The sequence below is a fragment of the Pseudomonas paraveronii genome (genome assembly GCF_963681955.1).
Lineage (GTDB): Bacteria > Pseudomonadota > Gammaproteobacteria > Pseudomonadales > Pseudomonadaceae > Aquipseudomonas > Aquipseudomonas paraveronii.
The window spans coordinates 244975-270766 of the sequence record NZ_OY817130.1 but is presented as its reverse complement, the minus strand read 5'-3'; the positions used below and the strand labels follow the sequence as shown (position 1 = coordinate 270766).

The following is a 25792-nucleotide window of genomic DNA, read 5'->3' as shown; positions in this document are numbered from 1 at the left end:
AGTTCATCGCGATGGCCTTGCTACAACTGGAGCGCATCAGCGCACAGTACCCAGGCGCCACAGAACCTGTACTGTCTGACATTTCACTCGAACTTGGGCCCCAGCAATTGCTGGTGGCCCTCGGCCCGTCCGGCAGTGGCAAGACGTCGCTGTTGAACCTGATTGCCGGTTTTGTCGAACCCTCTGCCGGGCGCATCAGCCTTGATGGCGTGCCGGTCAAAGGCCCGAGTGCCGAGCGCGGCGTGGTGTTCCAGGACGATGCCCTGCTGCCCTGGCAGGACGTGCTGGCCAATGTCGGCTTCGGCCTGGAACTGGCCGGCGTGAGCAAGGCGCAACGCGAAGTGCGCGCCCGGGAAATGCTCGCCCTGGTGGACCTGGCCGGTTTCGACAGCCGGCGCATCTGGCAACTGTCCGGCGGCCAGAAGCAGCGGGTCGGCCTGGCCCGCGCCCTGGCGGCAGACCCGCGTGTGCTGCTGATGGACGAACCCTTCGGCGCCCTCGACGCGTTCACCCGCGAACAGATGCAGGAGCTGCTGCTGCAAGTCTGGCGGCGCACGGCCAAGCCGGTGTTCCTGATTACCCACGACATCGAAGAAGCGGTGTTCCTCGCCACCGATTTGATCCTGCTGGCACCCAACCCCGGTCAGATCGTCGAGCGCCTGCACCTGGATTTCGGCCAGCGCTATGCCGCCGGCGAGTCTGCGCGAGCGATCAAATCCGACCCGCGCTTTATCGAAACCCGCGAGCACGTGCTGGGCAAAGTGTTCTCCCAACGGCAGGTGTGCGCATGAGCAGCTACGAACTTCCCGCCACGGCCGCCAAGCCGGTGGCGCACGCGGTTATCCCGCTGCGGCGCAGCCTCAGCACACGCTGGATCAGCCTGCTGACGCTGATCGCCTTGCTGGCGATCTGGTGGGCCGTGACCGCCAGCGGCCTGATCGAACCGCTCTTCCTGCCGCCGCCGTCCGCCGTGCTGCAAAAAGGCTGGTTGCTGGCGACCACGGGCTACATGGATTCCACCTTGTGGCAGCACCTCGGCGCGAGCCTCGGCCGCATCGGCCTGGGTCTGGGTTTTGCGGTGCTGACCGCGGTGCCGGTGGGAATTGCCATCGGCTCGAATCGTATCGCCCGGGGCATTCTCGATCCGCTGATTGAGTTCTACCGGCCGATTCCACCCCTGGCCTACCTGCCGCTGATCGTGATCTGGTGCGGCATCGGCGAGCTGTCCAAGGTGCTGCTGATCTACCTGGCGATCTTTGCGCCGATCGCCATCGCCACCGCGACCGGCGTGCGCACGGTCGACCCGGCCAAGCTGCGTGCCGCGCAGTCGTTGGGCGCCACGCGCGCCCAACTGATTCGCCACGTGATCCTGCCGAGCGCCCTGCCCGACATCCTCACCGGTGTGCGCATCGGGCTGGGCGTGGGCTGGTCGACATTGGTCGCCGCCGAGCTGATCGCCGCCACCAGCGGCCTGGGCTTCATGGTGCAGTCGGCGGCGCAGTTCCTGGTCACCGATGTGGTGGTGCTGGGGATTCTGGTGATCGCGCTGATCGCCTTCGCCATGGAAATGGGCCTGCGTGCCCTGCAGCGCAAACTGGTGCCGTGGCATGGCCAGGCACACTGAGTGATGAGAACCCCATGAGCAGCCTGACCGTTACCCCATTAAGCACCGCCCTTGGCGCCCAGATCAGTGGCGTCGATATCACCCGGCCGCTGAACCTCGAACAGCGCGACGCCATCGAACAGGCGTTGCTCAGCCATTCGGTGCTGTTCTTCCGTGACCAGCCGCTCACCCCGCAGCAACAAGCACGCTTCGCGGCGAACTTCGGCGACCTGCACATTCATCCGATCTACCCTAACGTGCCGGAACAGCCCGAAGTGCTGATCCTCGACACCGCCGTCACCGACGTGCGTGACAACGCCGTATGGCACACCGACGTGACCTTCCTGCCGACCCCGGCCCTCGGCGCAGTGCTGAGTGCCAAGTTGCTGCCGGCGTTTGGCGGCGACACGTTGTGGGCCAGCGGGATTGCCGCGTATGAGGCCCTGTCCGAGCCGTTGAAGGGGCTGCTCGACGGGCTCACCGCCACGCACGACTTCATCAAATCCTTCCCGCTGGAGCGCTTTGGCAACACTGCCGAAGACCTGGCGCGCTGGGAAGAAACCCGCAAGAAGAACCCGCCGCTGTCGCACCCGGTGGTGCGCACCCACCCGGTAAGCGGGCGCAAGTCGCTGTTTGTCAGTGAGGGCTTCACCACCAAAATCAATGAACTGGAACCGGCGGAAAGCGAGGCGATCTTGAAGCTGCTGTTCGCCCACGCGACACGCCCGGAGTTCACGATTCGCTGGCGCTGGCAGGAGAATGACGTGGCGTTCTGGGATAACCGCGTCACCCAGCATTACGCGGTGGATGACTACCGGCCGCAACGGCGGGTGATGCACCGGGCGACGATTCTTGGCGATGTGCCGTTCTGAGCCAAACACGACAGTCGCCACACTGAAGACAAAATGTGGGAGGGGGCTTGCCCCCGATGGCGGTGTATCAGTCAGTACATGCATTGACTGGTCCACCGCCATCGGGGGCAAGCCCCCTCCCACATTGAATGTGTATTGCCGGGTTATTCAGCCGTCGATGGTTTTTCCCACAGATTGATCCCTCCTTCCAGCGCAAACCGATCGATCTCCGCCAGTTCCTCGGCGGTGAAGCTCAGGTTCTTCAGCGCCCCGACGTTTTCAATAATCTGCTCCGGGCGGCTCGCGCCGATCAGCGCGCTGGTCACCCGTGGGTCGCGCAGGGTCCAGGCCAGGGCCAGTTGGGCCAGGCTTTGGCCGCGGCGCTTGGCGATTTCATTGAGCGCACGCACGTGAGCGATGTTGGCGTCGGACAGGTGCTTGGCCTGCAACGAACCGCCACCGGGGCGATTTACCCGTGCATCGGCCGGCACGCCATTGAGGTACTTGTCGGTCAACAACCCCTGGGCCAGCGGCGTGAATGCGATCACCCCGGCACCGAGGGCTTCGGTGGTGTCGAGCAGGTCTTTTTCCACCCAGCGGTTGAGCAGGTTGTAGGCCGGTTGGTGGATCAGCAGCGGGACTTTCCACTCGTTAAGCAGGGCTGCGATTTCGCGGGTTTTCACCCCGGAGTAGGAGGAAATACCAATGTACAACGCCTTGCCTTGTTGCACGGCGGTGGCGAGGGCGCTGGCGGTTTCTTCCAGGGGTGTGTCGGCGTCGAAGCGGTGCGAATAGAAAATATCCACGTAGTCGACGCCCAGGCGTTGCAGGCTCTGGTCCAGGCTCGCCAGGATGTATTTGCGCGAACCGCCGCCCTGGCCATATGGGCCGGGCCACATGTCCCAGCCGGCCTTGCTGGAGATGATCAATTCGTCGCGGTAGTGCTTGAAGTCTTCGCGCAGCAAACGCCCGAAGTTGATCTCGGCGCTGCCATACGGCGGGCCATAGTTGTTGGCCAGGTCAAAGTGGTTGATCCCCAGGTCGAACGCGGTGCGCAGCAGGGCGCGCTGGGTGTCGATCGGGGTGCTGTCGCCAAAGTTGTGCCACAGCCCCAGGGACAGGGCCGGCAGCACCAAGCCACTGCGGCCGACGCGGCGATAGGGAATAGATTCATAGCGGTTTTCGGCAGCGATATAAGTCATCGAATCCTCTCTTGGACGGGGGCAAATAAGGCCTGGGAATAAGCCTATTCCCAGGCCTTTTAAGCAGCTGAATCGCTTAACGCTGCCCTTCCGTTTTACAGCAAACTCCTACCAGAGTGGAACGACATAGCTGACATAGAAGCGGTTTTCATCCTGCACGGTGGCACCGGTAATGTCCGGGCTGGCGTGGGCATTTTTCCAGGTCACGCCCAGGCCCTTGAGGGTGCCGGTCGGCACTTGGTAGGCCACGGCAACGTTGCGTTCCCATTCGCTGGTAGTACCCTGTGCGGTGCGGATGTCATCGCCATGGGCATAGGCGGCGGAGAACGTCAGGCCGTTGAGGCCCAGTTTGCCGAAGTCATATTTATACTGCGCCAGCCAGGTGCGTTCACCGGCGTGCTGGAATTTGTTCAACTGCATGTTGGTCAGCGCCGGGGTGTCGGCACCCGAGCCTGGGCCTTGACGGTTGTCGCCGCTGTTCAGGCCGGAATCCAGGTACGGGAAGTCGCTGCTGCCGCTGTTTTTCTGGATGCCGAGGCCGACGGTATGACCGTCCAGGCTGTAGCTTTCCAACAGGCTGACGGTGGACTGGTTGATGCGGCCCTTGTTCACGCCATCGCCATAGACCCCCGCCGCCGCAAAGTCCTTGTCGCCATCGGCGTTACCGCCCACCCCCAGGCTGCGGAACATACGCACATCGGTGTCGATCGCACCGACCGACAAGGCGTCATGGCGCTTGGCACCGAGGAAGAACTGTTGGTAGTAATCCTCAAGGTTGGAATACCACAGGCTGACGGTGGTGCCCGGCAAGCCGGTGTAGTCGGCACCGCCGAAGAGGAAGCGATCGCTCTCCTTGGTGCCGCCGGCGGTGATCATGCCCTGGTCGCCGGTTTCGTTGCGGATCTTGGTCTTGAGGATGTCGCCACCGGTGAAGGTGAAGTCGGTGAGGTCCTTGGAGACCAGTTGCACACCGGTGTTGGTCTGCTGGTACAGGCGGCCGTCGGTGTTGGCCAGCACCGGGTTGTTGCCATACAGCGTACCGACCCGCAATTCATCCTTGGCGAAGCGCATCTTGAACGTCGGGCTCAGCACGCCGAACTGGTCAGCGGATTTGCCGTTGTCCAGCGGGAACATGCTGCCGGGGTAGCGGCCCTGGTGGTCTTTGTCATTGAGGTCACCGCCGGAGTCCAGTTTCAAACCGTAGAACGCCTGCAAGTCGAGGCCGAAACCCACCGGCCCCTCGGTGTAGCCGGACTTGAAGTTGAACTCGAAACCCTGGCCCCAGTCACGAATGCTATGGGCCTTGGCATTGCTGCCGACCACGTCACGCCCCTGCTGGTTGAGATAGCGGTTGAGCAGGGTCACATCGGCGTGGCTGTCGTCGATAAAATCGGCATGGGCGGACAGCATAAAGCTCGCCATGGCGACACCCACCATGGGGCTTAATAACGTCTTCATTGTTACCGGTCTCCGTCACTGTTCTGAAATGAAAGCGTCAAACGCTTCACACAATTACGCAGTGACCAGATGACAGTTGCGCGTCAAAACGCTGTTGGGGCGCATGAAATTAAATTTAAGAAAGCCCCGTATTGCGGGGCTTTGCGTGAAGTGAAGCGAGCCCTGCCCACGCGGGAACAGGGCCTTGGACGTCACCGCACCAAGTGCAGGAACTGCAGGTGGCGCTCGTACTGGTCGAGGATGTCGTTGATGATCTGCTCCTTGGTGTAGCCCACCAGATCGTAGTCCTGGCTGCCCTCGCTCAAGTGCACTTCGGCCCGGTAGTAGCGACGGTTGTTGAGCTCCTTGGAACCCATGCCGCCACGGGCAAACGACGGTGTGAAGTACCCGCGCATTTGCACCTGGTAGACGAACGGGTGCTCTTCACCATGGCCGATTTCCAGGCTGACGCTGTCGTTGGACGGGTCGGGCTGGGTCACCACACTCAGGCCCTTCTCGACGAACACGGCGGTCACTTCTTCAATCGCCGGGCGCACCGTCGCCTCAAGGAAGCGATACACCTCATCGCGCGACGGGAAATGCACCGCCTGGCTCAAACGCTGACGCCAGCCGCCACGGCCCTTGCCCGCCGCAGATACCGGGGCCAACGAATGCAACTGGGCGATCTGCTTCTGCGATTCGAGGTAGAAGGCCTTGTGCAGCCCCCACATCATCAGCAGCAGGATCAACGAGAACGGCAACGAGGTCAGCACCACCGCCGATTTCAGCGAGTCGATGCTGCCGGCAAACAGCAACGCACTGGTCACCAGCGCGGTCATCGCGCCCCAGAACACCCGCAGCCACTTCGGCCCGTCTTGATCGGCGTTGCCGCCTTTGGACGACAACGTGGACAGCACCACAGTGCCGGAGTCGGCGGAGGTGACGAAGAACACGAAGCTGATAAACACCGTGACCGCGATCACCGTCTTGCTCCACGGGTAGGTTTCCAGCAGCAGGTAGAGGCTCATCGACGGGTCATCGATGGCCGACTGGCCGAGCGCGGTCAACCCGTGATTGAGCACCTGGTCGATGGCGCTGTTGCCGAAGATCGACATCCACGCCAGGGTGAAACCCAGCGGGATCAGCAGCACGCCGAACACGAACTCGCGGATGGTACGGCCACGGGAAATACGCGCGATAAACAGGCCCACGAACGGCGACCAGGCAATCCACCAGGCCCAATAGAACACCGTCCAGCCACCCAGCCAGTCGCTCGGCTTGTCGTAGGCGTACACGTCGAAACTCTTGGTCGGCAGCGCGCCGAGGTAGTCGCCGATGTTCTGGATCAGGGTGTTGAGCAAGTGCTGGGTGGGGCCGGCGAACAGCACGAACAGCAGCAGCGCACAGGCCAGCAGCATGTTGATGTCGGACATCACGCGCACACCCTTGTCCACACCGGCCACCGCCACCAGGATCGCCGCGCCCATCATCAGGGTGATCAAGCCCACCTGAATCCACTGGGTGTGGGCGATACCAAACAGGTAATCGAGACCGGAGTTGAGGTGCAGCACACCGAAGCCCATGTCGGCACCGAGGCCGAACACCGTGGCGATGATGCCGAAGCCATCCACCGCGTAACCGATCGGGCCGTTGATACGCTTGCCGATCAGCGGGTACAGCGCCGAACGCAACGCCAGCGGTAGGTTATGCCGGTAGGCGAAGTACGCCAGGGCCATGCCGACAAAGGCGAACACACCCCAACCGTGCAGGCCCCAGTGCAGAAACAGGATCTGCATGGCCTGGCGTGCAGCGTCGGCGTTCATCGCCGCGCCCTGGGGCGGTTGCACCAGGTGCGTCAGCGGTTCGGAGACGCAGAAGAAAAACAGCGTGATGCTGATCCCGGCGGCGAACAGCATGCCGGCCCAGGACAGGTAACTGAATTCGGGCTCGTCGTGGTCGGCACCGAGTTTTATCTTGCCGTAGCCCGATAGCGCGGTGACCACCACGAAGACCAGATACAGGGTCATCGCGAGCATGTAGTACCAGCCGACCGTATTGGCCGCCCAGTTTTGCGCCGCCAGCAGCCAGGCACCGGCCTGTTGCGGGATTGCAATGACGGTGATGCCAAACAGCAGGATGAAACTTGCGGCGAAATAGAACACGGGCGCATTCATGCGCACCAGACCGCTGGGTGGGGTGGTCGGCGCACTCATGAACGATGCACCCCTGGGGTGTGAGATGTGGCTGTGTATAACGGACTCAGCAAAGGTAAGCCTCCTGTTGTGAGCGGGCAGCGAACCACCGATTTAACTTGAACGAACGTTCAAGTTAAACATGGATAGGCGGTTTTGGACTAATCGCAGGGCTGAGTGGTAGGTGATTCCTACACTAGCTCAAGGATTGTTATGACGTTTGGGCGAGGCAAATCGTTCAGCGGTTACAGGCTGAAATACGGCTCACACTTGAAATGCAGTCAACCTGTGGGAGGGGGCTTGCCCCCGATGGCGGTGGGTCAGCCAGCACATGCATTGACGGGTCCACCGCTATCGGGAGCAAGCTCCCTCCCACAGGGTTTGGTGTGATGTTTAAGGACGTGCGCTACTTTTGGGTGCCGTCGTCATGCTGATGAACGAACGTTCAAATTGAACATGGATAGGCGGTTTTGAACTGATGCTCAAGGATTGGTATGACGCTTGGGCGAGGCAAATCATCCAGCGGTTGCAGGCTGAAATACGGCTCACACTTGAAATGCAGTCAACCTGTGGGAGGGGGCAAGCTCCCTCCCACAGGGTTTGGTGTGATGTTTAAGGGCGTGCGCTACTTTTGGGTGCCGTCGTCATGCTGCAGATTCGCCTGCGTGATGTTCGCCCCCGCTGGCACGCTGCGGGTCAGCCACACGTTGCCGCCAATGGTCGAGCCTTTGCCGATGGTGATCCGCCCGAGGATCGTCGCCCCGGCATAGATCACCACGTCATCCTCGACAATCGGATGCCGCGGATGGCCTTTCTGCAATTGCCCGTCCTCATCCGCCGGGAAGCGCTTGGCCCCCAACGTCACCGCCTGGTAGATGCGCACGCGCTCGCCGATGATCGCGGTTTCGCCAATCACCACACCCGTGCCGTGGTCGATAAAGAAACTCGGGCCGATCTGCGCGCCGGGGTGTATGTCGATGCCTGTGGCCGAGTGGGCGATTTCTGCGCTGATGCGCGCCAACAGCGGCAGGCCGGCGTGGTACAGATGGTGGGCCAGGCGATGGTGAATCACCGCCAGAATGCCCGGATAGCACAGCAGCACTTCATCCACACTGCGCGCAGCCGGGTCGCCGTGGTAGGCGGCCAGCACATCGGTGTCCAGCAGGCTGCGCAGGGACGGCAAGGCCAGGGCGAAATCCTGGATCAGGCGGATGGCGTGGGCGTCGACCGCGCTGTCATCCTGGCCGCCCTGGCGCGCGGCGTAGCGCAGCTCCAGGCGCGCCTGGGCGAGCAAGGCATTCAAGGCGACGTCGAGGGTGTGGCCGACGTAGAAGTCTTCACTTTCTTCACGCAGGTCCACCGGCCCCAGGCGCATCGGAAACAGCGCGCCGCACAGCGCTTCAAGAATCTGCCCCACGGCCTCGCGTGAGGGCAACTCGCGACCGCCGTGCTCGCCGCTCATACGACCATTGCGCGTTCGCCACTGGTCCCGCGCGCTGCGCAGTTGGCTGACGATGATGGGTAATTGCCAATGACTGGAACGCTCACTCACGGTATTCACTCCTGACAAAATGGCCATCACTTTACGATAGGCACCCCGGCCGCCCTTAAGAACCAATGGTGCAATGCTAAGAACCATCGGGCATAAGCGATTGACGGTTGCCCGATGAAAAGTGCCTGCCTATAGTCGCCCCATCACTTAGCCACCGTGCGTAGCCATGATCAAACAACAGCTCGACCGTTTTAACCGCCTGGAACTGCTGGGCGGCGCCACCGCCCTGGAAAAACTCGAGCGGCTGTCGACCTGGCTGGGCAGGGATATCTACGTCAAACGCGACGACACCACGCCGCTGGCCATGGGCGGCAACAAGCTGCGCAAACTCGAATACCTGGCGGCCGATGCCATCGCCCAGGGCGCCGACACCCTGGTGACCGCCGGGGCCATCCAGTCCAACCACGTGCGCCAGACCGCCGCCCTGGCCGCCAAGCTGGGCCTGGGCTGCGTCGCCCTGCTGGAAAATCCCACCGGCACCGAAGACCCCAACTACCTCGGCAACGGCAACCGCCTGCTGCTGGACCTGTTCGACGCCAAGGTCGAGTTGGTAGAGAACCTCGACAACGCCGACGACCAGCTCAACGCCCTCGCCGATCGCCTGCGCAGCAACGGCAAGAAGCCGTATCGGGTGCCCATCGGCGGCTCCAATGCGCTCGGCGCCCTGGGCTATGTGCGGGCCGGGTTGGAACTGGCCGCGCAGATCGAAGACAGCGGGATTGAATTTGCTGCCGTGGTCTTGGCCTCGGGCAGTGCGGGCACCCACAGCGGCCTAGCCCTGGCGTTGAGCGAAGTGCTGCCGCAGTTGCCAGTGATCGGCATCACCGTATCGCGCACTGAAGAAGCGCAGTTCCCAAAAGTGCAGGGCCTGGCCGAACGCACCGCCGCGTTGCTGGGTGTGGATGTCCCCGAGGCCTTCAAGGTGATCCTGTGGGACGAATACTTCGGCCCGCGTTATGGCGAACCGAACGCCGGCACCCTTTCAGCGGTCAAGCTATTGGCGAGCCAGGAAGGCTTGCTGCTGGACCCGGTCTACACGGGCAAGGCCATGGCCGGCTTGCTGGACGGTATCGGGCGTCAGCGCTTTGAGGATGGCCCGATTATTTTCCTGCATACCGGTGGCGCGCCGGCGTTGTTTGCCTACAACGCCGTATTTAACTGAATAAACAGGGATCAACATGTGGGAGGGGCGGTGCGACGATTCGACTTGCCCCCGATAGCGGTGGGTCAGTGAGACATGCATAAACTGACACGGCCCTATCGGGGGCAAGCCTCCTCCCACATTGGACCAAGCGCATATTCTAAAATAGAATATCAATTTAGATTTATATTATTTTCAAGTCTTAAAAACCGGCTTTATCATCGCGCCGTAGGCGAAGACGCGCTACGCGCTTTAAGGCAGGATACGACTACCGCGTCACCTGCTTCGCTCAACATAAAAACACAGGGGCTCTTCATGACTATTTCTGTATTCCGTCGCACATTGCTGGTCGGCACACTGGGCCTGGCCCTCGGTGCTGGTTGGTTGGGCCAGGCCGTGGCCGGCGAACAGCTGGGCAACATCAAGAAAGCCGGTGAGATCAAGATCGGTCTCGAAGGCACCTACCCACCGTTCAGCTTTGTCGACGAAAGCGGCAAGCTCAGCGGTTTCGAGGTCGAGTTGTCAGAAGCGCTGGCCAAGGAGCTGGGCGTCAAGGTCAAACTGCAAGCCACGCCATGGGACGGTATCCTCGCCGCCCTGGAATCCAAGCGTCTGGATGCAGTCGTCAACCAAGTGACCATCTCCGAAGAGCGCAAGAAGAAGTACGACTTCTCCAAGCCTTACACCGTCTCCGGTATCCAGGCCCTGACCCTGGCCAAAAACGTCGACACCATCAAGACCGCCGACGACCTGGCCGGCAAGAAAGTCGGCGTGGGCCTGGGCACCAACTACGAACAATGGCTCAAGGACAATCAGCCCAAAGCCATCATCAAGACCTATAACGATGACCCCACCAAGTTCCAGGACCTGCGCATCGGCCGCATCGACGCGATTCTGATCGACCGCCTCGCCGCGCTGGAATACGCCAAGAAGGCCAAGGACACCGCCGCTGCCGGGGACGCCTTCTCGCGCCAGGAAGCCGGTATTGCCCTGCGCAAAGGCGAGCCTGAATTGCTCGAGGCAGTGAACAAGGCGCTCGACAAACTGCGCGCCGACGGCACCTTGAAGAAGCTGTCCGAGAAGTACTTCAACGCTGACGTCACTCAATAATGGAAGCAGGTTTCCAACTCGCGCTGGACTCCGCGCCCTTTCTGCTCAAGGGCGCGTATTTCACGGTAATCCTCAGCCTCGGCGGGATGTTTTTCGGCTTGCTGCTGGGCTTCGGCCTGGCCTTGATGCGCCTGTCGCGCTTCATGCTGCTGCGCTGGATGGCTCGCGTCTACGTGTCGTTCTTTCGCGGTACGCCCCTGCTGGTGCAGCTGTTCCTGATCTACTACGGCTTGCCGCAAGTGGGCATCGAGCTGGACCCGATCCCGGCCGCCATGATCGGCTTCTCGCTGAACATGGCCGCCTACGCCTGTGAAATCCTGCGGGCCGCCATCGCATCCATCGAGCGCGGCCAGTGGGAAGCCGCGGCCAGTATCGGCATGACCCGCGCGCAGACCCTGCGCCGGGCCATCCTGCCGCAAGCGATGCGCACCGCATTGCCGCCGCTGGGCAACAGCTTTATTTCGCTGGTCAAGGACACGGCGCTGGCCGCCACCATCCAGGTGCCCGAGCTGTTCCGCCAGGCGCAACTGGTGTCGGCGCGCACCTTCGAAATCTTCACCATGTATCTGTCCGCTGCCCTGATCTACTGGGTCCTGGCAAGTATCCTGGCGTATTTTCAAAATCGTCTGGAAGACCGGGTCAACCGGCATGACCTGGAGTCTTGAAGCATGATCGTGGTTGAAAAACTGACCAAACAATTCAACGGCCAGGTGGTGCTCAACGGCATCGACCTGGAGGTCAAGGAAGGCGAAGTCGTCGCCATCATCGGCCCCAGCGGCTCCGGCAAGACCACCTTCCTGCGCTGCCTGAACTTCCTCGAAACCCCCACCAGCGGTCGCATCAAGGTCGGTGACATCGAGATCGACAGCAGCAAGCCGCTCAATCAACAACAAGGCCTGGTGCGGCGCCTGCGCCAGCACGTGGGTTTTGTGTTCCAGAGCTTCAACCTGTTCCCGCACCGCACCGCGCTGGAAAACGTCATCGAAGGCCCGATCGTGGTCAAGAAGATTCCCCGCGAGGCGGCAACCGCCCTGGGCCGCAAGCTGTTGGCGCGGGTCGGTCTGGCCGGTAAGGAGGACGCCTACCCGCGGCGCCTGTCCGGCGGCCAGCAACAGCGCGTGGCGATTGCCCGGGCGTTGGCCATGGAGCCGGAAGTGATTCTGTTCGACGAACCCACCTCGGCCCTCGACCCGGAACTGGTGGGCGAAGTGCTGGCGACTATTCGCAGCCTCGCCGAAGAAAACCGCACCATGGTGATCGTCACCCACGAAATGAGTTTTGCCCGGGATGTCGCCAACCGGGTGATCTTCTTCGACAAGGGAGTGATCGTTGAACAAGGTGAGGCCAAGGCGTTGTTCGCCAACCCCAAGGAAGAACGCACGAAGCAGTTCCTGAGCAAGTTTCTCGCGCATTAACGCAGCGCAACGCGAGTGTGGGAGCCCGCTCCCACCCTACAAGAACGCCCGGCCTGCCTAAGTAAAACACCCCCCGCACTGCCCTTAAAATGCCCCCTCCCGGTCAGACCGTTCTGAATCTTCCCAAACCCGCCGTTTAGCCTTTTGCCGCCATTGACGCCCTCCGGCCAACGCTCTTATCTAGCGCCCAGAGGATTGGATCCTATCCCGGCTTTTCACTGAATCGTTCCTTTCGGCCCCCGTCGCGCTCCCGCGCCAAGGGTCCGGAACGATTGCTGCTGGCTGCATCAAGGAGATTACTATGACGCGCACCGCAACCCCGGCCCTGCTCACTGCCCCGACCCTGCCCCAGGCGCTTCGCAATGGCATCAATGCCCTGGCGGCGACACAACTGCAAGTTAGCATCGCGCCCTACCCCGGCATGGATGAGGGTGACCTGATCGAGCTGTTCTGGAACAACTGCTTTGCCGACTCACGGCGCGTCACCGCGTGCAAGGTCGGCACCGCCACCCAACTGCGGGTGCCGGAAAGTTTTGTGCAGGACGGCCATGCGCAGGTTCACTACCAGGTCATGCAGATCGGCCACGGCCCCGCGCGCTCAGCCGTGACCACGGTGCGGGTCAAGACCAACTACCCCGGCGGCCAACCGAGCGCGCTGTACCGCGACGAAAACCAGAACCTCGCCCCCGTGGGCCTGCCCGACATGATTCGTCGCTACGGCGTCAACAGCAGCCAGGTGCGGCGCGGCATTCCGCTGACCATCGAGCCCTACCTGAACATGACCAGCGGCGACGCCATCACCCTGCGCTGGGGCGATGTACGCCTGGACCTGCCGAAAATCCAGGCCAAAGCCGTCGGTATTACGGTGCAGGTGTGGGTGCCCTCGGCGATCATTATCGAAGCGGGCGACGACAGCCGGCTGGAGGTCACGTACTGCATTCTCGATCGCGTGGGCAATAACTCACGCTGGGCGCCGGCCCGCACATTGCGCATCGCCGCCTATGTGCCAGCGGCACCGAAGCGCCCGGCCAGCGCCGCGCCGGTCTATCAACCGCGTCGCCCCGGCTCGCCCCTGGAGCTTGGGTAACGGTCCTTCTATGCATATTCCTAAAAGTTAGTTTATTTATAAATTTAACACGCTTAGGGTATATGCACCGGACCACCGGACATTCCTGATTTTTTTGTTTTCATTTCATTGAATGCGAGGTCGGTATGGTCAGAATTACCCCGGTGCAGAACGCCAGGGCATTACGTGCAGCCAAGGAGCGGCGCTGATGTCTAACTTGGCTCTAACACCCCCCCAGAGTGATCTGGACGTAGCCCCCCTGCTGTTGCCGGCCGCTGTGCTGCGCGACGACGCCCAAGCGCTGAGCGCGGCCCACGAGTTGGCCCAGGCCGCGCGCGTGCAAGCCGCCAAGCGCGACCAGCTGCGCAAGCTGCCATGGGCGCAGATCGAGCAGTTCACCCGCAGCGGGCTGGGCAGTATTTCCATTCCCCGCGAGTACGGCGGCCCGCAGGTGTCGTTCACCACCCTGGCCGAAGTCTTCGCGATCATCAGCGCGGCCGACCCGGCACTCGGGCAGATCCCGCAGAACCATTTCGGCATCCTGCACCTGCTGCAGGGCGCCGCCACCGAGCGCCAGAAAAAACAGCTGTTCCAGAGCGTGCTCGACGGCTGGCGCATCGGTAATGGCGGCCCGGAACGCGGCACCAAAAACACCCTGGAGCTCAAGGCGCGTATCACCGCCGAAGGCGACGGTTACGTGATCAGCGGCCAGAAGTTCTACTCCACCGGCGCGCTGTTTGCGCATTGGGTCGCGGTGAAGGCGCTGAACGATGACGGCAAGCAGGTCATGGCGTTTGTGCGCCGTGGCACGCAAGGGCTGCGCATCGTCGATGACTGGTCCGGCTTCGGCCAACGCACCACCGCCAGCGGCACCGTACTGCTCGACCGGGTGCCGGTCGATGCAGAGCTGGTGGTCGAAAACTGGCGCCTCGGCGAAAGCCCGAATATCCAGGGCGCGGTCTCGCAGTTGATCCAGGCCGCCATCGACACCGGCATCGCCCGTGGTGCGCTGGATGACGCCATTGCGTTCGTCCGTGAGCGCTCACGCCCGTGGATCGACGCCAAGGTCGAACGCGCCAGCGATGACCTGTATGTGATCGCCGATATCGGCAAGCTGAAGATCGAACTGCACGCCGCCGAAGCGCTGCTGCGCAAGGCCGGCCAGGTGCTGGACCAGGTCAGCGCCGCGCCGATCACCGCGCAATCCGCCGCACGCGCTTCGATTGCCGTGGCCGAGGCCAAGGTGTTGAGCACCGAAGTCTCGCTGCTGGTCAGCGAAAAACTCTTCGAACTGGCCGGCAGCCGCGCCACCCTCGCTGAATTCAACCTCGACCGCCACTGGCGCAATGCACGGGTCCACACCCTGCACGACCCGGTGCGCTGGAAGTATCACGCGGTGGGCGCTTATCGCCTGAACGGCACGTTGCCGGCTCGCCACTCCTGGATTTAACCGACCAGACCTCTGGAGAAATACGCATGACTCTTTCTCACCACGTCGCGGTTATCACCAGCGACGAACAAGCCCTGATTGTCGCCAGCGACCTGGCCGAAGACTTGCGCCGCGACAGCGCCCAGCGCGACCGCGAGCGCCGCCTGCCGCTGCCCGAACTGGACGTATTTTCCCGCTCTGGCCTGTGGGGCATCAGCGTGCCGAAAGCCTACGGCGGCGCTGGCGTGTCCAACGTCACCCTGGCCAAGGTCATCGCGCTGATCGCCCAGGCCGACGCCTCGCTGGGCCAGATTCCGCAAAACCATTTCTACGCCCTCGAAGTGCTGCGCGTGAACGGCAGCCCCGCGCAGCAACAACGCCTGTACGCCGAAGTACTCTCCGGCCAACGCTTCGGCAATGCTCTGGCGGAACTGGGCACCAAGACCGCCCATGACCGCGTGACCGCGATCACCCGCGACGGCGACGGTTTTCGGATCAGCGGCCGCAAGTTCTACGCCACCGGCGCGATCTACGCCCAGCGCATCCCGACGTCCGTGGTGGATGAACAGGGTATCCAGCACCTGGCGTTCGTGCCGCGCAACAGCGCGGGCCTGACGGTGATCGACGACTGGAGCGGCTTCGGCCAGCGCACCACCGGCAGCGGTTCGGTGGTGTTCGACAACGTGTGGGTCGCGGCGCACGACGTGCTCCCGTTCCAGAGCGCTTTCGAACGCCCGACCACAGTCGGCCCGCTGGCGCAGATCCTCCACGCCGCCATCGACACCGGCATCGCCCGCGCCGCCTTCGAGGATGCGCTGCACTTTGTGCGCACCAAGACCCGCCCGTGGATCGACTCCGGTCACGACAAGGCCAGCGAAGACCCGCTGACGCTGAAGAGCTTCGGCCACTTGAGCATCCGCCTGCACGCCGCCGAAGCCTTGCTGGAGCGCGCGGGTGAGTTTCTCGACCGCGCCCAGGCCGACAGCAACGCCCAGACCGTGGCCGCCGCCTCGATCGCGGTCGCCGAAGCACGCGCCCTGAGTACCGAAATCTCCCTGGCGGCCGGCAGCACCCTGTTCGAACTCGCCGGCAGCCAGGCGACCCTGGCCGAGCACGGCCTCGATCGCCACTGGCGCAACGCCCGCGTGCATACCCTGCACGACCCGGTGCGCTGGAAGTACCACGCCGTGGGTAACTACTACCTCAACGATGAAAAGCCGCCACTGCGGGGGACCCTCTGAATGGCGAAGAAAAAAATCCTGCTCAATGCCTTCAACATGAACTGCATCGGGCATATCAATCACGGCTTGTGGACGCACCCACGGGACACGTCCACCCAGTACAAAACCCTTGAGTATTGGACCGACCTGGCGCAAACCCTGGAGCGCGGGCTGTTCGACGGGTTGTTCATCGCCGATATCGTCGGCGTCTATGACGTGTACCAGAACGCCATCGACGTGCCGCTCAAAGAGTCGATCCAACTGCCGGTCAACGACCCGTTGCTGCTGCTCTCAGCCATGGCCGCCGTGACCAAGAACCTCGGTTTCGGCCTGACCGCCAACCTGACCTACGAGCCGCCCTATCTGTTCGCCAGGCGCATGTCGACGCTCGACCACCTGAGCCGTGGCCGGGTTGGCTGGAACATCGTCACCGGCTACCTCGACAGCGCCGCCAAGGCCATGGGCCTGACCGAACAGGTCGAACATGACCGGCGCTACAACCAGGCCGACGAATACCTGGAGGTGCTCTACAAACTCTGGGAAGGCAGCTGGGAAGATGACGCCGTGCTCAACGATCCGCAGGCGCGGGTGTATGCGCAGCCGGGCAAGGTCCACAAAGTCGAGCACCACGGTGAGTTCTACCAGGTGGAGGGTTATCACCTGTGCGAGCCGTCGCCGCAACGCACACCGGTGCTGTTCCAGGCCGGTACTTCGGAGCGTGGCTTGGTGTTCGCCGGGCAGCATGCCGAGTGCGTGTTCATCAGCGGCCGGGACAAGGCCAGCACCAAACTGCAGGTGGACAAGGTACGCGCCAGCGCCGTGGCGGCCGGGCGCAACCCGGACGACATCAAGGTATTCATGGGCCTCAACGTCATCGTTGGCGCCACCGAGGAACTGGCCTGGGCCAAGCACGCCGAGTACCTGAGCTACGCCAGCGCGGAAGCCGGCGTGGCGCATTTCTCGGCGTCCACGGCGATCGATTTTGCCCAGTACGAACTGGACGAACCGATCCAGTACGTGAAGAGCAATGCGATCCAGTCGGCCACCCAGCACCTGCAGAACAACGATTGGACCCGGCGCAAATTGCTCGAGCAGCACGCCCTCGGCGGGCGCTACATCACCCTGGTCGGCTCGCCCGAGCAGGTGGCCGACGAGCTGGAATCCTGGGTCGGTGAAACCGGGCTGGATGGCTTCAACCTCACGCGCATCGTCACGCCGGAAAGCTATGTGGACTTCATCGACTTGGTGGTGCCGGAGTTGCAGCGGCGGGGGTCGTACAAGACCGAATATGAGCCGGGGACGCTGCGGGAAAAAGTCTTCCACGGCACGGCGCGCCTGCCTGAACAACACACCGGTTCCACCTACCGACACGGCCCCCTGTAGGAGCGAGCTCGCTCGCGAAGATCGTCAACGATAACGCGGGGCCCCTGATACCCCGCAGCGCCCTCAAGTTTTTCGCGAGCAAGCTCGCTCCTACACATTGGAAACTACCTATGAAAAAGACCCTGTTGTCCCACCCAGTCAAAGCCCTGGCCCTGGCCTTCGGGCTGTTCAGTTCGACGCTGTTCGCCGCCGATGCGCCGCTGAAAGTCGGCACCACCGCCGCCTTCGCGATTCCCCTGGAAGCCGCTGTGGCCGAGGCTGGCAAACAAGGTTTGAACGTCGAGCTGGTGGAGTTCACCGACTGGATCGCGCCCAACGTCAGCCTGGCCGCCGGCGATATCGACGTGAACTACTTCCAGCACATCCCGTTCCTGGAAAACGCCAAGGCCGCCGCCGGGTTTGAGCTGGTGCCGTATGCGCCGGGCATCATCAACAACGTCGGGCTGTATTCGAAGACATTCAAAACCTTCAACGACCTGCCCCAAGGCGCCAGCGTGGCGATTGCCAACGACCCGATCAACAGCGGGCGCGGCCTGCAATTGCTGGCCAAGGCGGGGCTGATCACGCTCAAGCCGGGCGTGGGTTACAAAGCCACCGAAGAAGACATCATCGCCAACCCGAAGCAGCTCAAAATCCTGCAAGTCGAGGCCGTGCAGTTGGTGCGCGCGTATGACGATGCGGACCTGGTGCAGGGCTACCCGGCGTATATCCGCCTGTCCAAGACCTTCGATGCCGAGTCGGCGCTGCTGTTCGATGGCCTCGACCACCCGGAATACGTGATCCAGTTCGTGATCCAGCCGAAAGCCAAAACCGACCCACGGGTGATCAAGTTCGTCGACATCTACCAGCACTCGCCGGTGGTGCGCGCCGCGCTGGATAAATCCCTCGGCAAGCTCTATCAAGTCGGCTGGGAAGGCTGAACATGACGGCCGCCAACATCCAACTGCGCGACCTGGGCACACCACCCAGGAACGCCGAGCAGACTGAACTGCATCCGCACCTCAACCGCGCCCACGTGCGCTTTATCAACCTGGGCAAGACCTACGACGGTAGCGTGCACGCCCTGCAAGGCATCGACCTGGCGATCCAGCGCGGCGAAGTGTTCGGCATCATCGGCCGCAGCGGCGCCGGCAAGTCGTCGCTGATCCGCACCATCAACCGCCTGGAGCAGCCCAGCAGCGGGCGCGTGCTGATCGATCAGGTCGACATCGGCGCGTTCGACGAAGACCGCCTGGTGGCGCTGCGGCGGCGCATCGGCATGATCTTCCAGCACTTCAACCTGATGTCGGCCAAGACCGTGTGGCAGAACGTCGAATTGCCACTCAAAGTCGCCGGCATCCCCAAGCTGCAGCGCGAGCAGAAGGTGCGTGAACTGCTGGAACTGGTGGGCCTCAAGGACAAGCACACGGCCTACCCGGCGCAACTCTCCGGCGGGCAGAAACAGCGCGTGGGCATTGCCCGTTCGCTGGTCCATGACCCGGAGATTCTGCTGTGCGACGAGGCCACCTCGGCCCTCGACCCGGAGACCACCCAATCGATCCTCGGCCTGCTGCGCGAGATCAACCAACGCCTGGGCCTGACCATCGTGTTGATCACCCATGAAATGGCGGTGATTCGCGAGATCTGCGACCGCGTGGTGGTGCTCGAACACGGCCGCATCGTCGAGCAAGGCCCGGTGTGGCAGGTGTTTGGCGACCCGCAGCACGCGGTCAGCAAAACCCTGCTGGCGCCGCTGCAACACGGCCTGCCGGAAGAACTGCAAAGCCGTTTGCAAGCCACGCCGGCCTCGGCTGACGCCGCGCTGGTTCTGCGTTTGCAGTTCACCGGCAGCGCCACCGACGAACCGGACCTGGCCGCACTGTTCGGCGCCCTCGGCGGGCGCGTGCGCTTGCTGCAAGGCGGCGTGGAACGGATTCAGGGGCATGCCCTGGGGCAATTGCTGCTGGCGGTGCACGGCTCGCCGCATGAGGCCGACACACTGCGCAGCCGCGCCGGGCATTGGGCACAACACGTGGAGGTGCTGGGTTATGTGGTTTGATCGTTTAGTGCAGGGCGCCATCGACACGCTGTTGATGGTCGGTGTGTCGTCGCTGATCGCGCTGCTGGTGGGGATTCCGCTGGCGGTGTTCCTGGTCACCAGCGACAAGGGCGGCATCTATCAGGCTCCGGCGCTGAACCGAGCGCTGGGAGCGTTCGTCAATCTGTTCCGCTCGATTCCGTTTCTGATCCTGATGGTGGCGCTCATCCCGTTCACCCGGCTGATCGTCGGCACCACCTACGGCGTGTGGGCGGCGGTGGTGCCGCTGACCATCGCCGCCACGCCGTTCTTTGCGCGCATCGCCGAAGTGAGCCTGCGCGAAGTCGACCACGGCTTGATCGAAGCCGCACAAGCCATGGGCTGCCGGCGCTGGCACATCATCTGGCATGTGCTGCTGCCCGAAGCGCTGCCGGGGATCGTCGGCGGGTTCACCATCACCCTGGTGACCATGATCAACTCCTCGGCGATGGCCGGGGCGATCGGCGCGGGCGGGTTGGGGGATATTGCCTACCGCTACGGCTATCAGCGCTTTGATACGCAGATCATGCTGACGGTGATTGTGCTGCTGGTGGTGCTGGTGGCGGTGATTCAGTTGGGTGGGGATCGGTTGGCGCGGGGGCTGAACAAGCGCTGAGTACTTGTTTGTACCTGTTAAAGCTGACAGTTGTTGGGTGGGGTTTTCGCGTATCTAATCGGCCTGACACCGTCTGCGACGGATCAGGGAGCGAATACCATGTTCAATTTCATGAGTTGTGGCAGGTGCGCGATGCTGGTGTTGGTGTTGTCTGCGGCCACGCTTGGCGATGCAGCGGCAACTCCGCTCCACTCCTCAAATTCAACCATTACCTTTAACACCAACTTCTACAGTTATACGCACCCAGTATGGGGTGGAAATAACATACAGTTCCTATCCCATGGGCGCATCACCCGATAAATTTCATAGATTGATTCAAACACAAACAGATGAAGGAGCCCTCACGGGCTCACCGTCAGGTGCAATCGACTGGACATGGGATATAGTCAGCATTTCGCCCTCGAAGCACCTCCCCATGAAACTCGCCCCCGACGACCTCAACCAGATCACCGCCACCACCCTCGACCACTACAACAGCGTGGCCGAGGACTTCCGAGAAGGCACCCGCGATCACGATGTGAGCCAGAACATCGACGCGCTGCTGCGGCATATCCAAGGCGCGGCGCCGTTTACCGTGCTGGACTTCGGCTGCGGGCCGGGGCGGGATTTGCAGACCTTTACGCGCTTGGGCCATACCGCCGTGGGCCTCGACGGCTCCGAGCGCTTTGCGCAGATGGCACGCGAAGACAGCGGCTGCGAGGTCCTGCAGCAGGACTTCTTGAAGCTGGACCTGCCCAACGCGCGCTTCGACGGGATCTTTGCCAATGCGGTGCTGTTTCATATCCCCAAGCAGGAACTGCCGCGCGTGCTCAAGCAGTTGCAGGACGCGCTGAAACCGGGTGGGGTGTTGTTCAGCTCCAATCCACGCGGTGACAACCGGGAAGGCTGGAATGGGCCGCGGTATGGTTCCTATCACGACCTCACGGCCTGGCAAGCGCTGCTGACTGCCGCCGGGTTTGTGGAGTTGGAGCATTACTATCGCCCCGCCGGCCTGCCCCGGGAACAGCAACCCTGGCTGGCCAGCGTGTGGCGCAAGCCGGCCGGTTCATCGGGCCAATGACACACCATCCACGAAGACTTCCCGGATATCCTTCACGCCGGCTGCAAACACCAGCGCGGCGTAAGGTTCCTGCCAGGGCGTGAAAGCCCGTGGGTCCAACAGGAGCATGTCCGCACGCTTGCCCACCTTGAGACTCCCCACTTGCGTATCAATACCCAGCACCTCGGCACTGCCCAGGGTGTGCAAGCGCAGCACTTCATAGGCTTGCATCGCCGCCGCACGTTGTTGCCCGGCGCGCACTTGGTACAAGCCCATACGCATGTTTTCAAAAGGGTCGGCCCGGTCGGCGCTGGCCTCGCCATAGATCCGGTCAATCCAGCCTTCAAGATTGTCGTTGGCGGCAATACCGTAGAATCCGCTTTGCCACAGCGTTTTCCGCCGTCCTTTAAAACGCGGTAATGCTGTATCCGACAAGGGTGGCACGATAAATCCTAGCTGAGCGCGAGCTTTCTTGTGAGGCGCGTTATTCGCTCTTCGGCTGGGGCTGAACAAGCGCTGCGCACTCGTTTGTACCTGTTAAAGCTGACAGTTGTTGGGTGGGGGTTTCGCGTATCTAATCGACTCGACACGGTCTGCGACGGATCAGGGAGCGAATACCATGCTCACTATCATGAACTGCGGCAGGTGCGCGATGCTGGTATTGGTTGCCGCTACGCTTGGTGATGCAGAGGCAACTCCGCTTCGTCATACATCCAAAACTACGCTTGTTGCTAACAACGTAATTCCTGCTAACTGGCGCCCTTCTGCTGGCGGAAACTTTAATACTCACTTTACCAGTACTATTTTGGACGCCCCAAGACCCCCTTCCGTTAGTTTCTCCGGGAAAAGGGATATGGGCTCCCAACTCCATTGACATAACTTCGACGATAAACTCTAGTTTTAATTGACGGCCCCACCCTCGGCCACGACAACAGCGTGGCCGAGGACTTCCGTGAACGCCCCCGCAATCACAATGTGAGGGGCGATTCGACTGACGCCCGATAGCGGTAGAACAGGCACAGCAAAAAATGACCGGCGGATTCGCGGGTTCGGCCAGTGACAGCTATGGTTGTGGGGTCTGCGATTCGAGGGAATGAACAATGAACGAAGCGAAACCGATTGATCCGCAGGAGCTGGTGAAATGGTTGGTGGCATTGCGCAGGGCGATCAACACTCGCGCTCTGTGAAACGCTGAAAATCCACGGTGAGATAAAAATCAAATGTGGGAGGGGGCTTGCCCCCGATAGCGGTGTGTCAGTCACCGATGCATTGACTGAACCACTGCTATCGGGGGCAAGCCCCCTCCCACAGTTTTGAGCGAAAAAAACGCCGACGCTATGCCAGCCGTCGGCGTTTAAACCTTGAAAGGTTTTACTGCTCGATCAGAACGCCGGCACGACTGCGCCGTTGTATTTCTTCTCGATGAAGGCTTTGACTTCCGGGCTGGTCAGCGCCTTGGCCAGTTTCTGGATCGCGGCGCTGTCCTTGTTGTCCGGGCGGGCCACCAGGAAGTTCACATACGGCGACTTGGCGTCTTCGATGATCAACGCGTCCTTGGCCGGGTTGAGGCCGGCTTCCAGGGCGTAGTTGGTGTTGATCAGCGCCAGATCAACCTGGTCGAGCACGCGTGGCAGCAATGCCGATTCCAATTCCTTGAACTTGAAGTTGTGCGGGTTTTTGGCGATGTCCTTGGGGGTCGCCAGCGCATTTTTCGGGTCTTTCAACTCGATCAGCCCGGCCCGCTGCAGCAGCAGCAGCGCACGGCCGCTGTTGCTGCCTTCGTTAGGGATCGCCACGGTGGCGCCGTCGTTCAATTCAGCCACGGTTTTGACTTTTTTCGAGTAACCACCCAGAGGCTCTACGTGTACGCCCACCACGGTGACCAGGTTGGTGCCCTTACCCTTGTTGAAGTTTTCCAGGTACGGCAGGGTCTGGAAGTAGTTGGCGTCCAGACGCTTCTCGGCCACCTGCACGTTGGGCTGTACGTAGTCGGTGAAGACTTTGATTTCCAGGTCCACGCCTTCTTTGGCGAGGGTCGGCTTGACCAGTTCGAGGATCTCGGCGTGCGGGATCGGGGTGGCGGCCACCACCAGTTTTTCATTGGCCTGGGCGAAGCCTGCAGTCAGGGCAGCCGCCAATGCGGTAAACAACAGAACCTTTTTCATGCAGTGTCCTTATCGACATTCCGGGGCGTCTCTGACGACCATAGTGGTGTGGAGTGCCAGCGAAGTGCTATCGCGGCGTGAGAGCGACAATACCTAGATTTTTTATTCCCGAACAATACCTTTTATTCAGGTTTATATTCCATTTTGTTCATGTAGGAATTTGCGCAAGGTTTCCCGTTCGGCCGCACTGGCGCTTTCGAATATCCGCTGTACCTGCTCCAGCGGCGAACCGGCGGTCGGCAGGTTCAAATGCTCCGGCAAAATCTCGTCGCCGCTGCTGACCAGCAAGGCAAAGTGGATGACGTTCTCCAGCTCGCGGGTATTGCCCGGCCAGCTATGGTGTTCCAGCACGCGCTGGGCCGCGTCGCTGATCAACGGCACCGGCAGGTCCAGGCGCTGGCTGTAGATGCCGAGGAAGTATTCGGCCAGGGAGAGGATGTCGCCGACCCGCTCGCGCAAGGCCGGCAGGTCCAGTCGGCCTTCGCTGAGGTAATGGAACAGCCGCTCGTGGAACTTGCCTACGGCCACGGCCTGGGCCAGGTCGATGCTGGTCGCCGCCACCAGGCGCACGTCCACCGGGCTTGGCTGATGGGCGCCGACGCGGGTGACTTCGTGGTTTTCCAGGGCGGCGAGCAATTTGACCTGGATCGGCAGCGGCAAGTCGCCGATTTCATCCAGGTACAGGGTGCCGCCATTGGCCGAGCCGAACCAGCCGGCCCGACTGCTCGCCGCGCCACTGTGAGCGCCGGCGGCGTAGCCGAACAGCTCGGCATCGGCATAGGTCGGGCTGATCGCGCCGCAATTGACCGAGACAAACAGCCCGGCGCGGTCGCTGCCCCGATGGATATGCCGCGCGAGCAACTCTTTACCGCTGCCGGTCTCGCCGCGAATCAACACCGGCAAGGCGCGAGGCGCGAGGTGTTCCAGCGCTTCGCGCAGTTGCCGCGAACGTGGGTCGACGAACACCAGTGCCTTAGCGCGGATGCTCAGCGGGCTCTTTTCGGCGTCGGGGAAGGTCAGCAGCGGCTGACCGAAAGTTTCATGCAGACTCATGGCAGGCTCCCGCCCCCAATCCGCTCAGGGACGGGGCGTTGAAAAAGGTTCAGGCCGTGCGCCGGGCGTGATGCTCCAGGCGGCTTTGCAGGCGATAGAGATACGCGAAACCCTGCTCCCAGCGCTGGTGGCCGGACTTCACATTGATATGCCCCGCGCCGGACAAAATGCCAGCTTCGGCGCCCCAATTGCGCGCCAGTTCCAGGGCCCTGGGGGCGCTGACGGCACTGTCGTTGTCGGAGCTGACCACCTGGCTGGGAAACGGCAGCAGGTCGCGTGGAATCGGCGCGAAGTTACGCAAGGCGGGGGCACAGGCCGGGCGTTCGACATCCGCCGGCGCCACCAGCAACGCCCCGCGTACCTGCCGCAAAAACTGCAGCGGGGCAGTGGCAGCCCAGTGGGCCACGGTGATGCAGCCCAGGCTATGGGCGATCAGAATCACCGGCGTGCTGTCGGCGGCAATCGCCTCGGCCAGCGCGGCCACCCAGTCTTCGCGACGCGGCGTCAGCCAATCGGCCTGCTCCACCCGCGCACTGTTGGGCAGGCTGTTCTGCCAATGCGTTTGCCAATGATCTTCTGGCGATCCTTGCCAGCCCGGCACGATCAGGTAACGAATCGATTCGCTGTGCATGGGTGTGCCCTCCTGCAGCGTTTAACGTTGCTGAACAGTATAGGGACGGGGTTTATATTCGCTAAGGAATAAGAAGCTATTTATTAATAACTAAAAAATCAAACCATGGGAGGGGCGGTGTATCAGCTAGCGCATTCATCAATTGATCCACCGTCATCGGGGGCAAGCCCCCTCCCACATTTAACAGCCGGGCTTGCTCGCGATAGCGAGAGCCCAGGCCACACATCTATCAGCGCCCGCGATCACGACGCAGTAGTTTTTTCACGCGCATGACCAGCGCCTTGTCTTCAAACGGCTTGAGCAAATAATCATCCTCATGCAATTCCAAGTCGCGCAGACGGTCTTCGATCCCACCCGGGCTGGTCAGAAACAATACCGGCGTCTCGCCCTTGTGCCGAATCGCCTGCTGCAACTTCCAGGCATTCAGCCCGGGCAGCATCACATCCAGAATCACCAGGTCGTACTCGGTGCCTTCGACAAGCCGCTGCGCCACCATCCCGTTGGCCGCAACTTCCACGGAATAACCGGCTTCGTTCAAGCCCTGGGCCATCCGTTGTGCCTCTTCGGATTCATGTTCCACTAACAGCACGCGCATAACACACCTCGATTGGTCAGGCTTGCAGGCTAACAC

The 25792-nt window shown here is 62.0% G+C and carries 24 protein-coding genes; 15 read left to right on the top strand and 9 right to left on the bottom strand.

From position 1 onward, the window contains the following. Positions 1-11: 11 nt before the first annotated feature. From tauB to tauD, 3 genes are read left to right on the top strand one after another with little or no spacing between them, the layout of a single operon-like run. Entirely contained in the window at positions 12-791 is a 780-nt protein-coding gene (tauB, locus tag U5A08_RS01195; RefSeq protein ID WP_253392582.1) for a taurine ABC transporter ATP-binding subunit, read from the top strand. Then, positions 788-1624 (top strand): taurine ABC transporter permease TauC, encoded by an 837-nt coding sequence (gene tauC, locus U5A08_RS01190; RefSeq protein ID WP_253392581.1) that lies wholly within the window; start codon positions 788-790, stop codon positions 1622-1624. Before tauB ends, tauC begins: the two co-directional genes overlap by 4 nt. Positions 1625-1638: 14 nt before the next feature. Then, on the top strand, positions 1639-2475 hold the full coding sequence (gene tauD, locus U5A08_RS01185) for a taurine dioxygenase (protein ID WP_321849927.1): 837 nt from the start codon (positions 1639-1641) through the stop codon (positions 2473-2475). Positions 2476-2618: 143 nt separating this feature from the next. On the opposite strand, the gene mgrA is transcribed toward tauD, so the two are convergent. The 4 genes from mgrA to epsC all read right to left on the bottom strand — a co-directional run bounded on the left by mgrA (position 2619) and on the right by epsC (position 8837). After that, positions 2619-3656 (bottom strand): L-glyceraldehyde 3-phosphate reductase, encoded by a 1038-nt coding sequence (gene mgrA / locus U5A08_RS01180; RefSeq protein ID WP_247402315.1) that lies wholly within the window; start codon positions 3654-3656, stop codon positions 2619-2621. 108 nt (positions 3657-3764) lie between these two features. After that, the gene (locus tag U5A08_RS01175) at positions 3765-5093 is read right to left on the bottom strand and encodes an OprD family outer membrane porin (protein ID WP_321852155.1); all 1329 of its coding nucleotides are present in this window, start codon (positions 5091-5093) and stop codon (positions 3765-3767) included. A 212-nt stretch (positions 5094-5305) separates the two neighbouring features. Further along, positions 5306-7267: a choline transporter BetT gene (gene betT / locus U5A08_RS01170; protein WP_253400322.1), complete on the bottom strand. Its 1962-nt coding sequence runs from the start codon at positions 7265-7267 to the stop codon at positions 5306-5308. 643 nt (positions 7268-7910) lie between these two features. After that, entirely contained in the window at positions 7911-8837 is a 927-nt protein-coding gene (epsC, locus tag U5A08_RS01165; RefSeq protein WP_321849926.1) for a serine O-acetyltransferase EpsC, read from the bottom strand. Between the two features lie 166 nt (positions 8838-9003). Between epsC and U5A08_RS01160 the strand changes: the two genes are divergently transcribed. The 12 genes from U5A08_RS01160 (at position 9004) to U5A08_RS01105 (ending at position 21333) form a co-directional block, all read left to right on the top strand. Next, positions 9004-9999, top strand: a complete 996-nt coding sequence (locus tag U5A08_RS01160) for a D-cysteine desulfhydrase (protein ID WP_253392575.1) — start codon at positions 9004-9006, stop codon at positions 9997-9999. A gap of 294 nt (positions 10000-10293) precedes the next feature. Continuing rightward, positions 10294-11088, top strand: coding sequence for a cystine ABC transporter substrate-binding protein (gene tcyJ, locus U5A08_RS01155; protein ID WP_017848587.1), 795 nt, complete (start codon positions 10294-10296; stop codon positions 11086-11088). Continuing rightward, positions 11088-11753 carry a cystine ABC transporter permease gene (gene tcyL, locus U5A08_RS01150; RefSeq protein WP_253392573.1) on the top strand — a complete coding sequence of 222 codons (666 nt, stop codon included), beginning with the start codon at positions 11088-11090 and terminating at the stop codon, positions 11751-11753. The genes tcyJ and tcyL overlap by 1 nt, the downstream gene beginning before the upstream one ends. A gap of 3 nt (positions 11754-11756) precedes the next feature. Next, positions 11757-12503, top strand: a complete 747-nt coding sequence (tcyN, locus tag U5A08_RS01145) for an L-cystine ABC transporter ATP-binding protein TcyN (protein ID WP_253392572.1) — start codon at positions 11757-11759, stop codon at positions 12501-12503. Between the two features lie 301 nt (positions 12504-12804). After that, entirely contained in the window at positions 12805-13590 is a 786-nt protein-coding gene (locus U5A08_RS01140; RefSeq protein ID WP_253392570.1) for a hypothetical protein, read from the top strand. 187 nt (positions 13591-13777) lie between these two features. Further along, positions 13778-15019, top strand: coding sequence for an SfnB family sulfur acquisition oxidoreductase (locus U5A08_RS01135; RefSeq protein WP_321849921.1), 1242 nt, complete (start codon positions 13778-13780; stop codon positions 15017-15019). A 26-nt stretch (positions 15020-15045) separates the two neighbouring features. Next, complete coding sequence (locus U5A08_RS01130) at positions 15046-16239, top strand: SfnB family sulfur acquisition oxidoreductase (RefSeq protein ID WP_321849919.1); 1194 nt, start codon at positions 15046-15048, stop codon at positions 16237-16239. Continuing rightward, positions 16240-17601, top strand: a complete 1362-nt coding sequence (locus U5A08_RS01125) for an LLM class flavin-dependent oxidoreductase (RefSeq protein WP_321849918.1) — start codon at positions 16240-16242, stop codon at positions 17599-17601. A gap of 110 nt (positions 17602-17711) precedes the next feature. Next, positions 17712-18521 (top strand): MetQ/NlpA family ABC transporter substrate-binding protein, encoded by an 810-nt coding sequence (locus tag U5A08_RS01120; protein ID WP_321849916.1) that lies wholly within the window; start codon positions 17712-17714, stop codon positions 18519-18521. A 2-nt stretch (positions 18522-18523) separates the two neighbouring features. Next, positions 18524-19639: a methionine ABC transporter ATP-binding protein gene (locus U5A08_RS01115; protein WP_253392560.1), complete on the top strand. Its 1116-nt coding sequence runs from the start codon at positions 18524-18526 to the stop codon at positions 19637-19639. After that, positions 19629-20273, top strand: coding sequence for a methionine ABC transporter permease (locus U5A08_RS01110; protein WP_247395707.1), 645 nt, complete (start codon positions 19629-19631; stop codon positions 20271-20273). The genes U5A08_RS01115 and U5A08_RS01110 overlap by 11 nt, the downstream gene beginning before the upstream one ends. Before the next feature lie 415 nt (positions 20274-20688). Then, on the top strand, positions 20689-21333 hold the full coding sequence (locus tag U5A08_RS01105; protein WP_253392556.1) for a class I SAM-dependent methyltransferase: 645 nt from the start codon (positions 20689-20691) through the stop codon (positions 21331-21333). Here U5A08_RS01105 and U5A08_RS01100 read toward each other — a convergent pair. From U5A08_RS01100 to U5A08_RS01080, 5 genes are all read right to left on the bottom strand, one after another. After that, entirely contained in the window at positions 21319-21756 is a 438-nt protein-coding gene (locus U5A08_RS01100) for an amidohydrolase family protein (RefSeq protein WP_253392548.1), read from the bottom strand. The genes U5A08_RS01105 and U5A08_RS01100 overlap by 15 nt on opposite strands. A gap of 938 nt (positions 21757-22694) precedes the next feature. Beyond that, positions 22695-23477 carry a MetQ/NlpA family ABC transporter substrate-binding protein gene (locus U5A08_RS01095; protein WP_321849912.1) on the bottom strand — a complete coding sequence of 261 codons (783 nt, stop codon included), beginning with the start codon at positions 23475-23477 and terminating at the stop codon, positions 22695-22697. A 132-nt stretch (positions 23478-23609) separates the two neighbouring features. Beyond that, positions 23610-24530 (bottom strand): sigma 54-interacting transcriptional regulator, encoded by a 921-nt coding sequence (locus tag U5A08_RS01090; RefSeq protein WP_321849910.1) that lies wholly within the window; start codon positions 24528-24530, stop codon positions 23610-23612. 49 nt (positions 24531-24579) lie between these two features. After that, on the bottom strand, positions 24580-25161 hold the full coding sequence (locus U5A08_RS01085; RefSeq protein WP_247395714.1) for an alpha/beta hydrolase: 582 nt from the start codon (positions 25159-25161) through the stop codon (positions 24580-24582). A gap of 229 nt (positions 25162-25390) precedes the next feature. After that, entirely contained in the window at positions 25391-25756 is a 366-nt protein-coding gene (locus U5A08_RS01080; RefSeq protein WP_253392545.1) for a response regulator, read from the bottom strand. Positions 25757-25792: the final 36 nt, after the last annotated feature.

Bases quoted from the DNA above. Each gene is read 5' to 3' on its own strand.
- tauB (WP_253392582.1), top strand. From the start codon at position 12: ATGGCCTTGCTACAACTGGAGCGCATCAGCGCACAGTACCCAGGCGCC.
- tauC (WP_253392581.1), top strand. From the start codon at position 788: ATGAGCAGCTACGAACTTCCCGCCACGGCCGCCAAGCCGGTGGCGCAC.
- tauD (WP_321849927.1), top strand. From the start codon at position 1,639: ATGAGCAGCCTGACCGTTACCCCATTAAGCACCGCCCTTGGCGCCCAG.
- mgrA (WP_247402315.1), bottom strand. From the start codon at position 3,656: ATGACTTATATCGCTGCCGAAAACCGCTATGAATCTATTCCCTATCGC.
- U5A08_RS01175 (WP_321852155.1), bottom strand. From the start codon at position 5,093: ATGGTGGGTGTCGCCATGGCGAGCTTTATGCTGTCCGCCCATGCCGAT.
- betT (WP_253400322.1), bottom strand. From the start codon at position 7,267: ATGAATGCGCCCGTGTTCTATTTCGCCGCAAGTTTCATCCTGCTGTTT.
- U5A08_RS01160 (WP_253392575.1), top strand. From the start codon at position 9,004: ATGATCAAACAACAGCTCGACCGTTTTAACCGCCTGGAACTGCTGGGC.
- tcyJ (WP_017848587.1), top strand. From the start codon at position 10,294: ATGACTATTTCTGTATTCCGTCGCACATTGCTGGTCGGCACACTGGGC.
- tcyL (WP_253392573.1), top strand. From the start codon at position 11,088: ATGGAAGCAGGTTTCCAACTCGCGCTGGACTCCGCGCCCTTTCTGCTC.
- tcyN (WP_253392572.1), top strand. From the start codon at position 11,757: ATGATCGTGGTTGAAAAACTGACCAAACAATTCAACGGCCAGGTGGTG.
- U5A08_RS01140 (WP_253392570.1), top strand. From the start codon at position 12,805: ATGACGCGCACCGCAACCCCGGCCCTGCTCACTGCCCCGACCCTGCCC.
- U5A08_RS01135 (WP_321849921.1), top strand. From the start codon at position 13,778: ATGTCTAACTTGGCTCTAACACCCCCCCAGAGTGATCTGGACGTAGCC.
- U5A08_RS01130 (WP_321849919.1), top strand. From the start codon at position 15,046: ATGACTCTTTCTCACCACGTCGCGGTTATCACCAGCGACGAACAAGCC.
- U5A08_RS01125 (WP_321849918.1), top strand. From the start codon at position 16,240: ATGGCGAAGAAAAAAATCCTGCTCAATGCCTTCAACATGAACTGCATC.
- U5A08_RS01120 (WP_321849916.1), top strand. From the start codon at position 17,712: ATGAAAAAGACCCTGTTGTCCCACCCAGTCAAAGCCCTGGCCCTGGCC.
- U5A08_RS01115 (WP_253392560.1), top strand. From the start codon at position 18,524: ATGACGGCCGCCAACATCCAACTGCGCGACCTGGGCACACCACCCAGG.
- U5A08_RS01110 (WP_247395707.1), top strand. From the start codon at position 19,629: ATGTGGTTTGATCGTTTAGTGCAGGGCGCCATCGACACGCTGTTGATG.
- U5A08_RS01105 (WP_253392556.1), top strand. From the start codon at position 20,689: ATGAAACTCGCCCCCGACGACCTCAACCAGATCACCGCCACCACCCTC.
- U5A08_RS01095 (WP_321849912.1), bottom strand. From the start codon at position 23,477: ATGAAAAAGGTTCTGTTGTTTACCGCATTGGCGGCTGCCCTGACTGCA.
- U5A08_RS01090 (WP_321849910.1), bottom strand. From the start codon at position 24,530: ATGAGTCTGCATGAAACTTTCGGTCAGCCGCTGCTGACCTTCCCCGAC.
- U5A08_RS01085 (WP_247395714.1), bottom strand. From the start codon at position 25,161: ATGCACAGCGAATCGATTCGTTACCTGATCGTGCCGGGCTGGCAAGGA.
- U5A08_RS01080 (WP_253392545.1), bottom strand. From the start codon at position 25,756: ATGCGCGTGCTGTTAGTGGAACATGAATCCGAAGAGGCACAACGGATG.